This is a genomic window from Methanomethylovorans sp. PtaU1.Bin093, from assembly GCF_002067275.1.
Lineage (GTDB): Archaea > Halobacteriota > Methanosarcinia > Methanosarcinales > Methanosarcinaceae > Methanomethylovorans.
In genome coordinates this window covers 1-14,671 of the sequence record NZ_MVQX01000080.1, presented here as the reverse complement: position 1 = coordinate 14,671, position 14,671 = coordinate 1, and the positions used below count along the sequence as shown (strand labels likewise).

General features: G+C 46.6%; 15 protein-coding genes and 1 riboswitch. Of the genes, 11 read left to right on the top strand and 4 right to left on the bottom strand.

Features of this window, described 5'->3' with window-relative positions:
- Positions 1 to 374: SPFH domain-containing protein (locus tag A4E24_RS08965; protein WP_292352945.1), on the bottom strand; the 374-nt coding region annotated here is incomplete at its 3' end.
- A gap of 362 nt (positions 375 to 736) precedes the next feature.
- On the opposite strand from A4E24_RS08965, the gene A4E24_RS08960 reads away from it, so the two are divergent.
- Positions 737 to 2,860: a DHH family phosphoesterase gene (locus A4E24_RS08960; protein WP_292352944.1), complete on the top strand. Its 2,124-nt coding sequence runs from the start codon at positions 737 to 739 to the stop codon at positions 2,858 to 2,860.
- Between the two features lie 43 nt (positions 2,861 to 2,903).
- Here A4E24_RS08960 and A4E24_RS08955 read toward each other — a convergent pair whose 3' ends face one another.
- Both A4E24_RS08955 and A4E24_RS08950 read right to left on the bottom strand, forming a co-directional pair.
- Entirely contained in the window at positions 2,904 to 3,515 is a 612-nt protein-coding gene (locus tag A4E24_RS08955; RefSeq protein WP_292352942.1) for an orotate phosphoribosyltransferase-like protein, read from the bottom strand.
- 81 nt (positions 3,516 to 3,596) lie between these two features.
- A complete protein-coding gene (locus A4E24_RS08950; protein ID WP_292352941.1) occupies positions 3,597 to 4,076 on the bottom strand; it encodes an NOB1 family endonuclease in 480 nt (159 codons plus the stop codon).
- A gap of 118 nt (positions 4,077 to 4,194) precedes the next feature.
- On the opposite strand from A4E24_RS08950, the gene A4E24_RS08945 reads away from it, so the two are divergent.
- On the top strand, positions 4,195 to 5,001 hold the full coding sequence (locus A4E24_RS08945; protein WP_292352948.1) for an NAD+ synthase: 807 nt from the start codon (positions 4,195 to 4,197) through the stop codon (positions 4,999 to 5,001).
- A 2-nt stretch (positions 5,002 to 5,003) separates the two neighbouring features.
- On the opposite strand, the gene A4E24_RS08940 is transcribed toward A4E24_RS08945, so the two are convergent.
- On the bottom strand, positions 5,004 to 6,287 hold the full coding sequence (locus A4E24_RS08940; RefSeq protein ID WP_292352940.1) for a tRNA(Ile)(2)-agmatinylcytidine synthase: 1,284 nt from the start codon (positions 6,285 to 6,287) through the stop codon (positions 5,004 to 5,006).
- Positions 6,288 to 6,414: 127 nt separating this feature from the next.
- Between A4E24_RS08940 and A4E24_RS08935 the strand changes: the two genes are divergently transcribed.
- From A4E24_RS08935 to A4E24_RS08895, 9 genes are all read left to right on the top strand, one after another.
- On the top strand, positions 6,415 to 7,377 hold the full coding sequence (locus tag A4E24_RS08935) for a transcriptional regulator (RefSeq protein ID WP_292352939.1): 963 nt from the start codon (positions 6,415 to 6,417) through the stop codon (positions 7,375 to 7,377).
- 67 nt (positions 7,378 to 7,444) lie between these two features.
- Positions 7,445 to 8,059 carry a phosphoribosylglycinamide formyltransferase gene (gene purN, locus A4E24_RS08930; RefSeq protein WP_292352937.1) on the top strand — a complete coding sequence of 205 codons (615 nt, stop codon included), beginning with the start codon at positions 7,445 to 7,447 and terminating at the stop codon, positions 8,057 to 8,059.
- A gap of 30 nt (positions 8,060 to 8,089) precedes the next feature.
- Positions 8,090 to 9,325, top strand: coding sequence for a serine hydroxymethyltransferase (glyA, locus tag A4E24_RS08925; protein WP_292352936.1), 1,236 nt, complete (start codon positions 8,090 to 8,092; stop codon positions 9,323 to 9,325).
- 13 nt (positions 9,326 to 9,338) lie between these two features.
- Positions 9,339 to 10,205 (top strand): bifunctional methylenetetrahydrofolate dehydrogenase/methenyltetrahydrofolate cyclohydrolase, encoded by an 867-nt coding sequence (locus tag A4E24_RS08920; protein ID WP_292352947.1) that lies wholly within the window; start codon positions 9,339 to 9,341, stop codon positions 10,203 to 10,205.
- A gap of 47 nt (positions 10,206 to 10,252) precedes the next feature.
- Complete coding sequence (gene folP / locus A4E24_RS08915; protein WP_292352935.1) at positions 10,253 to 11,488, top strand: dihydropteroate synthase; 1,236 nt, start codon at positions 10,253 to 10,255, stop codon at positions 11,486 to 11,488.
- Entirely contained in the window at positions 11,485 to 12,093 is a 609-nt protein-coding gene (locus A4E24_RS08910; protein WP_292352934.1) for a methylenetetrahydrofolate reductase C-terminal domain-containing protein, read from the top strand. Before folP ends, A4E24_RS08910 begins: the two co-directional genes overlap by 4 nt.
- A gap of 93 nt (positions 12,094 to 12,186) precedes the next feature.
- Positions 12,187 to 12,258: riboswitch (Fluoride riboswitch) on the top strand.
- Between the two features lie 14 nt (positions 12,259 to 12,272).
- Positions 12,273 to 12,671: a fluoride efflux transporter CrcB gene (gene crcB / locus A4E24_RS08905; RefSeq protein WP_292352933.1), complete on the top strand. Its 399-nt coding sequence runs from the start codon at positions 12,273 to 12,275 to the stop codon at positions 12,669 to 12,671.
- Positions 12,668 to 13,009 carry a DUF190 domain-containing protein gene (locus A4E24_RS08900; protein WP_292352932.1) on the top strand — a complete coding sequence of 114 codons (342 nt, stop codon included), beginning with the start codon at positions 12,668 to 12,670 and terminating at the stop codon, positions 13,007 to 13,009. The genes crcB and A4E24_RS08900 overlap by 4 nt, the downstream gene beginning before the upstream one ends.
- Positions 13,010 to 13,088: 79 nt before the next feature.
- On the top strand, positions 13,089 to 14,671 hold a 1,583-nt coding region (locus tag A4E24_RS08895), incomplete at its 3' end, for a dynamin family protein (RefSeq protein ID WP_292352931.1).

The window sequence follows — 14,671 nt, the reverse complement described above, 5'->3', positions numbered from 1 at the left end:
TCGATCTGACCGATCACATCACGCAAGGTGGTCTGGGATAAAGTGGAAGTAGCATACTTGTAATTTTCCACTTCATTGACAGCGGAAGAAGGTTCCACAACTTTGTAATATACCACAGCATCCACATCCACTGTGACATTGTCCTTGGTTATCACGTTCTGTTTGGGCACATCGATGGTGACCACACGCAGATCAATCTTTACTACCGTATCGATGATAGGTATTATGAGGAACAGGCCCGGGCCTTTTACCCCGCTTAGTCTGCCTAAACGAAAGATAACAACACGTTCGTATTCATTTACGATCTTGATAGCTTTTGATAAGATGAAAATTACGAGAATTAATACTGGAAAAAGGATGTCAAATAGAGCCATAGTACCTCCCTATCAAGTAGCGGAATAGCTACTTGCTTAATGATTGTCCATTTATAGGTAAAGGGTTACCACATATTAAAAAGTTAATGGTGATGTTCGTGAAAGCAAAGAAAGGAGCTGGGGTCCGAACATTTGTTTGAGGGTATGTACACGAAAGTATGAAAGCGAACAGTTTTTGGATTTCAGACCCAGCAAATAATAAGATGATTTTATGCTTTATTAACCTGATTGATTTTGTTGTGTGAAATTGCAAACTGATATAAATTGTATTGAGTGTGGCTCGATACTGATTTTTGAGCGGACTCCATACAGCTGGAGACCAAAGACATAAATCTCACATATTCCATTTAAAGCATGATAAAATGAGCGAAAGATGTCCAGAGTGCGAGGGAAAGGGATACATTGTCACCTCCTCGAAGAAATGCCCCGAATGTAAAGGAAGCGGGAAATCCAGATCAATAGACTTTATGAAACTCTCCGAAAAAGATGTTGCAAATTTCCTGAACAGTGGTTCAGCATGTCCTAAATGCGGAGGGACCGGGGACCTCGAAGAAAAAGACGCCTGTAGAGCATGCAATGGAAAAGGTGTAACATACGCTTGTAAGACATGCGGTTCACCCATGGACAAGCTTGCGGATGGAGAAGAAGTGTGTGAAAGCTGTAGCAAGAAGCAGGTAGTTTACAAGCTTGATGACTCCTGTACCATTGATGAGATCGAGATCGGAAAACTATACCATTGCGTTGTCAACAGCAATGTTACCTTTGGGACCTTCGTTGATATCAACTCAAAAATGAGAGGGCTTATCCATTCGAGCAACATTAAGGAAACGCCAAAGATCGGAGACAGCCTTGTTGTTAGCGTGAAGGAGATCAGGAACAATAATAAATTGGACCTGCTTCCCAGGAACATCAGCACCTACACGACAGTGGAGATAGAGAAAGAGCTTCCTGATCTTAACTCCTCAAAGCTTTCCGAAAACGTGGGCAAGACGGTCAGGGTCCATGGAGAGGTGATACAGGTAAAGCAAACGGCAGGTCCGACCATATTTACCATTGACGATGAGACCGGTCAGATATCTGCCGCAGCCTTTGAAAGCGCAGGGGAGAGAGCATATCCGCACATAGATGCCGACATGATAGTATCTGTTACCGGTGAGATACAGCTTCGGGGAGAGAACGTCCAGCTTGAGGTCCGCAGCATGAAACGGTTGACCGGGGACAAGGAAAAAGAAATAAGGACCCGTATAGAAGCTGCTATCGACAGCAGGGCTGAACCCCATGAGATCAAGTTCCTGGTAAAGAGCGATGTGCTGGAGAAGCTCAGGCCGGCCATGAAACAGGTCGCAAAGGAGATACGTAAAGCTGTTATCAAGTCCAAGCCCATCCTTCTGAGACATCATGCCGATGCCGACGGTATGACAGCGGCGGTTGCCATTGAAAGGGCAATACTTCCGCTCATCAAGGAAGTTAATGGTTCTGATGGCGAATACTATTTCTACAAAAGGGCTCCCTCAAAGGCTCCTTTCTATGAGCTGACAGACGTTACCCGGGATGTTTCCTTCGCCCTGGAAGATACCGTCAGGCATGGGCAGAAAATGCCCCTGGTCATAAGTGTGGACAATGGTTCTACCCTGGAAGACCTGCCTTCTTTCAGGATAGCCCAGGTATACGATATTGAGATGGTTGTCGTTGACCATCACCATCCTGACAAGGAAGTTGACCAGTTCCTCAAAGCTCATGTCAATCCGGCGCATGTGGGGGGCGATTACAGTATCACTGCAGGCATGCTCTGTACTGAAGTTGCCCGCATGATAAACCCGGATATTGAAAAAGAGATCCTGCACCTGCCTGCGGTTGCAGGTGTGGGGGACCGTGCCGATTCGGATGAGGCAAGGGATTATATTAAGCTGATATCCGACAGGTATTCATTGCAGGACCTTAAGGACATGGCCCTTGCGCTTGACTATGCAGCATACTGGCTTAAATTCAGCAGTGGCAAAGGCATAGTGGATGACATACTGGATATGGGGGACCATAACACACATAAGAAACTTGTCAGCCTGTTCTGTGAGCAGGCCAACGGCATGATCAACGAGCAGCTTGAAGCATGCATGGCACATGTTAAGGCCCAGAAGCTTCCCAACGGTGCCATACTGAACGTTCTGGACGTAGAGAACCATGCCCACAAATTCACATTCCCACCACCCGGAAAAACATCTGGCGAGGTGCATGACAGACTTTGCCGGAAATACGAAGGTAAGCCAGTGGTCACACTGGGATATGGCCCTGACTTTGCTGTCATCAGGTCCAAGTATGTCAAGATGAACATACCAAAAATGGTCAGAGAGCTCCACGATGAGATAGAAGGCGGTGGCGTCAGCGGAGGAGGGCACCTGGTGGTTGGCAGCATAAAGTTCGTAGAAGGGATGCGTACCCAGGTACTGGCAAAGCTTGCAGAAAAGATAGGAGCAGTGGAAGTGGAATAAACGTCCCTTCCAGCTACGCTCATTTTCAATAGTATTTGCTTACTCAGTCCACACGGACTATGCGTACCAATGGCCTTACAGGCACATCTGAAATGACCTCAGCGCCTTTCTTATCCACCAGGACCGCTATTGCAACAGGTTTTCCGCCTTCTTCATGGATGCGTTTGACCACTCCCGTCATGGTGGAACCACTGGTGATCACATCATCCACAATAACACATTTCTTACCCCTTACAGTACTGAAGTTCCCGCTGAAATCACCTTTGAGGCTCCTGTCATCAGCAGGATCGTAATGTGCGTGGAAGATCGCAAGGTCTGTACCCAGCTCTTCTGCCATAAGGCTCGCTAAGGGTACACCGCTAAGCCCGATACCCACAATGAGATCAACATCATCTTCTGTCTGCTCCATAGACTCCAATACCAAATCACAGAGCACTTTTGAAATGTTACGTAGCCTGTAAGCGTTCTTGCCTATGTTGGCCCAGTTCACAGAAATGTCCTTGGGTGCAGGTGTGCTTACATCTTTCTTTGCACGGGTGAGAAGCCAGGTCACAGTATCCCTGGAAACGTTAAGCTCATCTGCTATTTGCCTTGAGGTAAGCCCGTTGGACTGTAACTCCACTGCCTTCTGAATCAGATTCTCTATATTCTTCATATGATCCCTGCCTGTGATCTTCTTAACAGGTATTCTAAAATGTATTCTATAAAGATGTCATTACTACATATACAAGTATTGTTATAATTTTCTTTTGCGTGCTTTTCTCATAGGAGAGCCACATACGGGACATACATCCCCCGAATCGAACTTCCTCTTACATCCGATGCAGACCTTCTGCCATATAAGCACGTCCTTTATCTTCTTCTGGACAACAGGCTCTACTTTTATGCCCAGCATACTGGCAACGTTCTGCACTGCGTAATCGTCCGTAAGGAGCACCGCCTCTTCCTTAAGATCATAAGCCTTGGCAAGCACTTCAATGTCAGTGAGGGACAGTTCCTCATGGTCCTTTGATACACCGGAAACCTCTGCAACCCTGTCAAGCGCCTCCTGCGAGGGCAATTCCACTCCCAGACCCTGTTCCCTGGCAAGGTCAAAGCGAAGCCTTGACCCACTGCTTTTGAGCTCATCCGCCACTGAAGGAACAGTAATGGTAGAAGTAGCATCAACTGGTTTTCCCATTATGAAGACAGCAGAGTCGGCTATATAAAGAGGCATGCAGCTGCATAAGAACTTCCAGATAGATTAAACCTTTGAGCGGGAAACTTTATTTTAAGTAGGATGCAGCAATAAGAACAGAAACAAAGTAAAGGATCGTATTTAATACACGATCATAATTCAGGCCACTACAGAGGACAGGAACATGGACACAGAGAAAGCAAGGGAAGTGATCGTTGGTTTCATCAGAGAAAAGGTACATGAAGCAAATGCCGGGGGAGTTGTACTTGGTATCAGCGGAGGGGTCGATTCCGCACTTGCAGCATATTTAGCTGCTGAAGCCCTGGGAAAGGATAAAGTACTGGGCATACACCTTCCGGAACTCAATCTCACACCTGCGGAGGATGTGCTCGACGCAACCGAAGTGGCACACAGACTGGGCATAGATTTCAGGGCTATAGATATCTCGGAGATGATCAGAGCTTACCTTGCGAATATTCCGGATGGGGATAAGGCTACTCCCCATGCAAAAGGGAACCTTAAGGCCCGCATCCGTATGTCGGTGCTGTATTACCATGCCAACATGCTCAACCGGATGGTCATAGGCACAGGCAACAAAACAGAGCTGCTGCTGGGTTATTTTACAAAGCATGGCGATGGAGGGGTAGACATCCTGCCTCTTGGGGATCTATATAAGACCGACGTGTGGGCGCTTGCGGCCTCGATGGGAGTGCCTGAAGCCATTATCAATAAGGCACCTTCTGCCGGCCTCTGGAGTGGTCAGACCGATGAAAAAGAACTGGGCATAACATATAAAGAAGTGGATCGGTTCCTTTCACTGCTGCTTGAAGGAGAGACTAACGAGGTGGCACGGAACACCGTGGGCATTACAGGGGAACAGGCAGATTCGGTGATGCGCAGGATAAAGATGAATGCCCACAAACTGAGAACGCCACCTATAGCAGATCTTGGATATTTGAGATGATATTATCGTGATGGAAATATGTTTGATCCTGAGGGCTGCATCCTGACAAGCGGTTTGGCCAGATGCCTGCGGGCACACGGAGGCACCTCGTACATGCCTGGCTCAATGTTCCTTTTTTGTTGTACCTGTACCAAAGAAGATGATCTTGTGCCACATTTCCTGCATCTGTAGCCCTGTCCCCTGCCCGCGGATTCCATCCTCTTCCCGCAGGAAGGGCACTCGGGATTATGGGAAACCACCAACGGTGCAAGAGAAACGACCTCTATCTTCTCGATGTTCAGGGCTTTGTTCATAAAGCTCCCATAAACCTTGATAACATCTCCCTGTATGAGCTTGCGCACCAGTGATCTGAAATCCTTGGTTGGTTCAAAGGCCGCACATTCTACAGAAAATCCACTGACATCAGATATCTGAAATATCGTGTGTCCACCAGGTATTGTAAATGGGTCCTCTGATACGAAACCTGATACTATATATGACTGCATCTCTTCTATCCCGGATATACTGTCAATGGGTAACAAATGCATGTCAGTTCCCTGGTTAGTGCAGTATATGCATGATCTTTCCAGGGGTTCTGAGATTATCATTTCCGCTGTCCTTTTCACCACATCCGGGTCCCTGCCCCTGATACCATATAGCACCGGGTCCGGAGAATGAGGCACGCACACCACAAGTCCATTCGACACATCCACTGTGTCCCATGTAGCGGGATAAGTGACACCATCTGCGATAAAGAAGCTTTCTTTATCCACATTCCTGAGGGTACCCCATTTCTCCCTTTGCCGGTAGGCGAGATACTCAAATGTGTGGTCCCATCCGGGGTTCAGCATAGCACCACATGCAGCCAAAGCGCCTATGAGGCCTCTGCCATTCTTGAACCCTCTGGCCCGCAGGCCAGTTTCAGCAATCATGGACTTTGCCTCTTCGATGGACAGGACAGTTCTTACAGCGCGCTGGAAAAAAGTACCCAGTGTGTCCTTGACCCTGCCTGCTTCATCATCCTGTACAAAGACAACTCCCGGATTTGTCATTTCGCATTCCATTGCTGACATTGCTGCGACCCTGGAAATGACGTGTTCCATCACTTTATCCGGGCAAGAGGTTACTATATCAATGCCTATGCATGCGTTGCCTCTGGTCTTGTAAGGAATGGTGGGATTGAGGCGAACGAGTATAGGAAGCTCATGGATGCTGCCATACTGCTGCAGTTCCTCCATAAGCAGGGCTCCCAGATATGTTGTGCACATGCCTTCCCTTGAATCCGTATCATCTATACCTATGAACATGGTGTTGACCTTGATAATCTGGGTTATTGATGAGCTGCATACAATTAAGTTTTCTGCAGGAAAGATGGGGTAAGGATAACATAAGGGCAAAAATTCATATAGATGCGCAAACAATCATTTATTAGTCATGACAAAAGACATCCTCATACATCAGATAGTAGATGTACTGAAACAGGCGGACTTCATTGTTTCAAAGCGCTGTAACATCAGGCCGAGGAGTTTTGATCTTGCTGCAAGGAAAGATAACATCCTGCTTTTCTGCAAAGTATTGTATAATATAGATGGGCTGAACGAAGAAACAGCCTATGAGATGAAAGCACTTGCGCGATATCTGGGCGGTTCAGCCATTCTCGTGGGTGCCAAGACCCGGGATCAGATGCTTGAAGATAGTGTAGTGTACATGCGATATGACATACCTGCGGTCAACGTGCAGACACTTTATGATTACTTTGTGGAGAACGTGCCTCCGCTTGTATCTGCGGCACCGGGAGGATTATACGTATCGATAGATGGTGATGTGCTGAAAGAAGCACGTACGCAGCAGGCAATGTCCCTGGGCACCCTTGCCACTGAGCTGGGAGTTTCCAGGAGGACCATCAGCAAATATGAAGAAGGCGGAATGGATGCGTCCATAGATGTAGTGCTGCATCTGGAAGAGCTGCTTGATGTTGCACTTGCGAAATCCATAGATATACTACAGGCTTTTGAAAAGAAACTCAAGGAACCGCCAATGCCAATAGAGGAAAAGAAATACCCGCAAGAGGATAATGTTCTTGATATGCTGCATTCCCTGGGATACCAAGTGGTTTCAACATCCCAGGCACCTTTCAAAGCGATATCCAAAGATAACCACGATACAATGCTTACAGGGGTCAGCACTTATAGTAGTGCGATGATCAAAAGAGCTGATCTGATGAGCAGCATCTCCAGTGTAACACAGACAAGGTCCGTGTTCATAATAAAAGGTCCGACCAAGTCAGAAACTGTAGAGAACACAGTTCTTATCGAAGAAAAAGAACTGGATAGAATGGCCGGACCAGAGGAGTTCGTAAGCCTCATTGACGAGAAGACAAAGTGCAAAAAACATTGATATTTTTATTTCAGTTGTGGACCGAATCCAAAAACCTAATTATATGAAGATACTTTAAAAGCCTATAATGACCACCAATATAGGAGTTTTAGTATCAGGCAGAGGTTCCAACCTTCAGTCTATCATCGACCATGTGGAAAGCGGCTATCTAAAGAACGTAAAGCTCAGCGTGGTCATCAGTGATGTTAAAGATGCTTATGCATTAGAACGTGCAAAGATGCATGGGATAGATGCTGTTTTTATAGATCCGCAAGCCTATGGAAGCAAGAGAGGATTTGAAAAAAAGATAATTGGAACATTGCAGCTTTATGGTGTGGACCTGGTGCTGCTCGCGGGATACATGAGGATATTAGGAAGTGAAGTGATCCAGACATATAAAGATCGGATCATGAACATACATCCTGCGTTGCTTCCTTCTTTTAAAGGTCTGCATGGTCCCAGACAGGCACTTGAATACGGTGTCAAGGTCGCAGGATGTACTGTGCATTTCGTGGATGAAGGAATGGATAGCGGGCCCATAATACTCCAGAGCTGCGTACCTGTGAAAGATAATGATACAGAGAGCACGCTTGCCTCGCGGATACTGGAGCAGGAACACAGGATATTCCCCGAAGCAGTAAAACTCTTCACTGAGGGTAAGCTTAAAGTGGATGGCAGGATTGTACTACGCAGAGAGAAGTAACTTTAAAAAAGCTTGTAATTGGATGATACCATGTCCTATATTTCAGAGATAGACCCCGATATCGCTGAGGCACTGAAGCTTGAAGCGAACCGCCAGGACTACAAACTCAACCTTATAGCATCTGAGAACTATACGAGCCGTGCGGTCATGGAAGCACAGGGCTCGATAATGACGAACAAATATGCTGAAGGTTACCCCGGTAAGAGGTACTACGGAGGCTGTGAATTCGTAGATATTGCCGAGAACCTGGCGAGAGACAGAGCAAAGGCCTTATTCGGCGCAGAGCATGTGAACGTGCAACCCCACTCCGGCTCAGGTGCCAATATGGGCGTATATTTCTCAGTACTCAAACCAGGGGACACAATAATGTCCATGGACCTTTCACACGGAGGCCATCTTTCACACGGAAGCCCGGTCAACTTTGCCGGCCAGCTTTACAAGATAGTACCCTACGGAGTATCCAGGGAAACAGAGGCATTGGATTACGATGTACTTATGGAGATGGCAAAGCAGGCAAAACCCCGGATGATCGTGTGCGGAGCATCTGCTTATTCCCGCACCCTTGACTTCAAGCGCTTCAGAGAGATAGCTGATGAAGTTGGCGCATATCTGCTGGCCGATATTGCCCATATTGCCGGACTTGTGGCAGCCGGAGTACATCCAAGTCCTGTACCTTACGCGGATTTCGTGACCACCACCACCCACAAGACCCTGCGCGGGCCAAGGGGCGGAATGGTCATGTGCCGGGAAGAATATGCAAAAGCGCTTGATAAGGCCATATTCCCCGGAATACAGGGTGGACCCCTTATGCATGTGATAGCTGCAAAGGCCGTCGCCTTTAAGGAAGCTCAGAGCGAACAGTTCAGACTGGATCAGGAACAGACAGTAAAGAATGCGAAAATGCTCGCTGAAAGCCTCATTGAGAGGGATTTCAACATCGTTTCAGGGGGAACCGACAACCACGTAATGCTCCTTAACCTCAATAAGTTCGATATAACCGGAAAGGATGCGGAAGCAGCAATGAGCAAGGCTGGCATCATCCTCAACAAGAACACCATACCTTTCGAGACCAGAAGCCCTTTCATTACCAGCGGTGTCCGGATAGGTACCCCCGCTGCAACCACCCGGGGCATGAAAGAGATGGAAATGGTGGACATCGCAGGTTTCATAGAGAGCGTGATCCAAAACATTGGCAACGAGCAGGCTCTGATGGAGATCAGCTCTGATGTGGAACAGCTCTGCAGCAGGTTCCCAATATATAGGTAAAGAGGTGAGTGGCGTGGTGGACGAGGAATATAGCACAAGGGTGATCGATGGGCGCAGCCTTGCAAAGAAGGTTGAGGAAGAGGTAAAGAAGGACGTAGAGGCACTTAAAGCGGAAAAGGGCATAACCCCTGGCCTTGCCACCATTCTGGTAGGGGAAGACCCTGCTTCAAAGATGTATGTACGCCTTAAGCACAAAGCATGTGAAAGGATAGGCATACATGCAGAAGACCACGATCTTCCGGCCACGACCTCACAGGAGGAGCTTATAGCTCACATTCAGCAGCTTAACCTGAGAAATGATATTCACGGAATACTGCTGCAACTACCTCTTCCACGCCATCTTAACGAAAAAGAGGCCATGCTGGCCATAGATCCCAGGAAGGATGCAGATGGTTTTCATCCGTACAACATGGGAAATCTCCTGATAGGCAATGAAGGCCTTGTACCCTGCACTCCCAAAGGAGTTATCCGGGCAATGGAAGAGCATGGTGTCCAGATACAGGGCAAGCATGCCGTTGTTGTCGGCCACAGCAACGTTGTGGGAAAACCTATGGCTGCAATGCTGATCAATCGCAATGCCACGGTTTCTGTATGTCATGTGTTCACCCAGAACCTGGAACAATACACACTTGATGCCGACATACTCGTAGTTGGCACTGGGGTCAAACACCTCATCAAGGCCGACATGGTAAAAGAAGGAGTTGTTGTTTTTGATGTGGGGATCACCGAAGAGAACGGAAAAGTGTACGGGGACGTGGACTTTGAGAACGTCATCAAAAAAGCCTCCCTCATAACCCCCGTACCCGGAGGTGTGGGTCCAATGACGATATCCATACTCATGCAACATGTGCTGATGGCAGCTAAAGATTCTTCTGAATAGCAATAATGATACATTATTTATCGATTCCATACTTTTTCGGGTAGAAAATGGTAGTTGATGCAGATATCTGCGGTTTGAAAGTTGGTGATGAACACCCTGTAAGGATAATGGGAGTTCTAAACCTCAGCCAGGAGTCTTTTTACAGATCATCTGTGGTGAACAAGGATTCCATACTGGAGAAGGCACACAGTATGGTGGACAGCGGTGCCACTATCCTGGATATAGGAGCACGTTCCACATGGCTGCTTGCAAAGCCTGTGATAAGCAGGGAAGAAGAGGTGCAAAGGCTTGTACCTGCGCTTGATATTCTGAAAGATAACGTCGATGTCCTCATTTCAGTGGATACGATGTTTGCTGACATTGCTGAAAAGGCCCTTGAACTGGGAGCCGACATGATCAACGATGTTTCCGGTTTCAAAGCCGATGATAGAATGCTGGATGTTCTGGCGGAGCATGGCTGTCCTGCAGTGGCCATGGCTACCGGGAAGATCCCCGGAGATCCGATAAGCATGAATGCCATAATGGACTCCCTGGCCAGTATCATCATGCAGGCACATGACAAAGGCATGGACACCAGCAAGCTCATTCTTGACCCTGCCATCGGTAAATGGGTGCCTGAGAAGATACCAATATATGATTTCGAGACCATCGATCAGTTCGAAAGGCTAAAGGTCTTCCACAGACCACTCCTTGCAGCGATATCGCGCAAATCCTGTATCGATGCGGTGCTGCACAGGCCGCCAGAGGAGAGGTTGTATGGTACCCTGGCTGCCACTGCTATTGTAGTGCACAAGGGAGCACATATCATAAGGACACACGATGTGCCCCAGACAATGGATGTAGTAGAGGTGGCAGCGGCCATGCGCAGCAGGCAGCCTGTGGTAAAAGATAACGGCTTTGAGGTTTCTGTGGTGAACATTGTGCACCCTGAAGATGCTGTGAGGACCATGAACGAGATGGGTGTCACCGGGACCGGCTCCCGGATCATGAAAAAGAAATCCGTTTCAAGGGTGCTGAGAATATCCAATATAACCACCACTGAAGCCCTGATAATCAAGCAGGAGATCCTCGCAAGAGGAGGCGATGCAGCCCTTGAAAGAAATGCAGTGTCCCATGAAACAGAAAGCACTGACATCCTTATAATGGGGACGATATTACAGCTTGAAAAGCTTGCGAAAAAGCTCGAATGCCAGGCCCGTAACCTGCCTGTTGTTTCCAGGATGATCCTGGATACGCTGCAGCTTGATGATAATGTGGAGTACCGCTATTTGAGGGAGCTATGATCATCTCTTCTTCAAAACCATTCGGGGAAGTGCTTGCCGCCCTTGAGGGTATTGACAATATTTTTGTGATCGGTTGTAATGTCTGTGCTGCAAGGCTGCATGTGGGAGGCGAGCCCGAAGTGCTTGACATGTGCGAGAAACTGAAAGCAGCCGGAAAACATGTTGTCGGCTGGGTTCTGCCCACCGCCGCCTGCAGCATCCGGTCCTATGGAGCACTCGTTGAGAAAGGTCCGGACATACGGAAGGCCGATGCCATCCTTGTCATGGCATGCGGCAGCGGTACTTCAGTAGTATCCAGACTTGTGGATGTACCGGTCTATCCTTCCAATAACACTGATTCTCTGGGAGGAAGGTCAGGGGAACAGGTCCTTCCCCAGCTATGCGAGATGTGCGGTGCATGCAATATACAGGAATTCGGCGGTATATGCCCTAAGGCCAACTGCCCGAAGGGCCTGCTCAACGGCCCATGTGGAGGCTCCATATCCGGTAAATGCGAGGTCTACACGGAAAAGGACTGTGCATGGCAACTCATCTACAGGCAGCTTGAGAAAACAGGAAGTTTGGAGCTGCTGGAAAAGATCATTGAACCAAGAAGTTACAGCTGATAACTCCGAGATTATCTTGTAGAGTCGGTAAAAAGTTTGTAGTTCATTCAAGATGAGCAACAAACAGAATCTATTTATTTGATGGGCACAAAGCCATCAGAAGGTGATGAGGTCCGCCTTGGCAATCAGGTCAGAACCGCTTATGCTGATGACTTCTACAGAAGTGATGAGGTGTGCTTTTGTATACAGTTCTATTAATAGGCATAGGCGGATTTATAGGTGCTATCCTGAGATACACCATAGGTGGATGGGTACAGAACAGTTTTGTGAATTTCCCTTTAGGTACTTTGACCGTAAATGTCATTGGAAGTTTCTTTCTGGGTTTGATAATGTACCTTTCTGAATATCAGGGCATATTTGGTGAAGAAACCAGGATATTTTTAACAATTGGGATACTAGGTGCTTTCACCACGTTATCAACATTCAGTTATGAGTCTTTCAGACTTTTAGAGAATTCTAACTTGATGTTATTGACCATCAATATAGTGGCTACAGTATTGCTTTCGATGCTTGCTGTATACTTAGGGAAGACCGCCGCTTTGAGCTTTGTAACTGACCTGTGGAGGGGATTCAGGTGAGAAAAGAGTCTACAGCAATATTATTGAGAATATTCATTGGAGAATCTGATAAGTACAAAGGCAGATCATTATATATGCACATAGTTGAGATGCTAAAATCTGAGGGCATAGCAGGAGCAACCGTTTTTCGAGGCATCACAGGTTTTGGAAAGAACAGTTATATCCATACAACCTCTATACTGCGCTTATCAACCGACCTTCCAATACTTATCGAAGTCGCTGATACTGAAGAAAATATTGCCAGGATCAGGCCAAAGCTAGACGAGGTAATAAATCAAGGTTTGATCACAGAGGAAAAAATAAAAGTTGTATTTTATGATGGAAATGTGAAAAAATAAAGTCGTCATCATCACTTTTTAATGAGATGGGTCTTTGTAACTCATTACACTAACTGATACACTGAACAGGAGTAATTTGATGGATGAAAATTCCTTTTCTTCAGAGCCTACTCCAGAAGCAGAGTTCAAACTATTCATTCCTGAAAAATTGTATGATACCCTGAATACAGGAAAACAGCTTGTTGTAGCTATAGGTCTTGCTTATGAAATATATGCGCAGAAGCTGAATGAGCTGGAACAACGTCTTTCAGAAGGGAGATTCCATCTAGCAGTGCTCGGACAGGTCAAGAGGGGAAAGAGCACTCTCATCAATGCACTTCTTGGAGAAGAGGTGTTGCCTAGCTCGGTAATCCCCCTAACTGCAATTCCCACTTTCATCCAATATGGAGAGCAGCAACGACTCAAGATAAAGTATCTAGATGATCGGGCGGATATTATACTTAACAGTGAATCCAGGTATTTAGCCGAAGACAAAGATTCCCTCGGTTCCCCTGAACACCTCTCGGAAGTTCAATGGTTGAACGAACAACTTATGGACTTCGTCACCGAAGACCACAACCCTAAGAACAGGAAAGGAGTGCTCCAGGTAGATGTCTCTCACCCAGCCCCTATCCTTCGCGATGTTGTGATCATCGACACGCCTGGTATTGGCTCCACGTATCTTCACAACACTGAGGTAACTATCAATTTCCTTCCACAATGTGATGCAGCGCTATTTGTGGTTTCAGTTGATCCACCTATCACAGAGGTTGAGTTAACATTTCTCAAAGATATCAAAAACAAGGTCTCAAAATTATTCTTCGTACTGAACAAGGTGGACTATCTTACTGAAGCTGAGCTTGCCAAGGCGCTTGATTTCTACAAAGAAGTACTGGTAAAAGATGCAGGTATAGATGCCAGCACTCCGATATTTGCCGTATCTGCAAAAAAGGGTTTGCAGGCAAAGGTGTCGGGTGACATACAAAAATGGAATGAAAGCAACCTTTCTGAAGTCTCTGATTACCTGATAAATTTTCTGGCCCACGAAAAGGATATTGTTCTGAAGGATGCTATCGGAAGAAAAGCTCTTGATATTTTCAATCAAACATATCTTCAGATAAAACTGGAAATTCGGACCTTTGAACTACCGCTAACTGAATTGGAGAATAGACTTTCCCTTTTTGAAAAAAAGATTTCTGAGGCGGAGCAACAACGTATCCACGTCCAAGACATCCTCAATGGGGACCGGAAACGAGTCAAAGACCTACTGGAAGAGCATATAAGGAGCCTTCAAGCTCCTTTGTGTGCAAAGCTCATGGAACTCGCCCAAAGGGTCATGTTTGAATCATCGCATGATCAAGAGCATGCAGCACAGCAGGCAGTAGCTGATGCTATCCCGGAATGGTTCACACATGAACTTGATACTATTTCAGAGATGATGGACCGGGAGATAGCAGTCCGCATGAAAGAACAACAACAGCATATTGATAATTTGGTAGAGTCTATCAGAAAAGCAGCATCAGAGATATTTGAGATCCCCTATCATACATCTATTGGTGAACATGTATATGAGCCTATAAGAAAACCATATTATGTAGAACATTACCAGGAATCTTTGTTTTTCCAGATATCTCCTGATCTTATGGAACGTTTCATGCCAGCAAAGATGCGTGAAAAACGAGT

Coding starts and splice junctions, on each gene's coding strand:
- A4E24_RS08960 (WP_292352944.1), top strand. CDS start 737: ATGAGCGAAAGATGTCCAGAGTGCGAGGGAAAGGGATACATTGTCACC.
- A4E24_RS08955 (WP_292352942.1), bottom strand. CDS start 3,515: ATGAAGAATATAGAGAATCTGATTCAGAAGGCAGTGGAGTTACAGTCC.
- A4E24_RS08950 (WP_292352941.1), bottom strand. CDS start 4,076: ATGCCTCTTTATATAGCCGACTCTGCTGTCTTCATAATGGGAAAACCA.
- A4E24_RS08940 (WP_292352940.1), bottom strand. CDS start 6,287: ATGTTCATAGGTATAGATGATACGGATTCAAGGGAAGGCATGTGCACA.
- A4E24_RS08935 (WP_292352939.1), top strand. CDS start 6,415: ATGACAAAAGACATCCTCATACATCAGATAGTAGATGTACTGAAACAG.
- purN (WP_292352937.1), top strand. CDS start 7,445: ATGACCACCAATATAGGAGTTTTAGTATCAGGCAGAGGTTCCAACCTT.
- glyA (WP_292352936.1), top strand. CDS start 8,090: ATGTCCTATATTTCAGAGATAGACCCCGATATCGCTGAGGCACTGAAG.
- folP (WP_292352935.1), top strand. CDS start 10,253: ATGGTAGTTGATGCAGATATCTGCGGTTTGAAAGTTGGTGATGAACAC.
- A4E24_RS08910 (WP_292352934.1), top strand. CDS start 11,485: ATGATCATCTCTTCTTCAAAACCATTCGGGGAAGTGCTTGCCGCCCTT.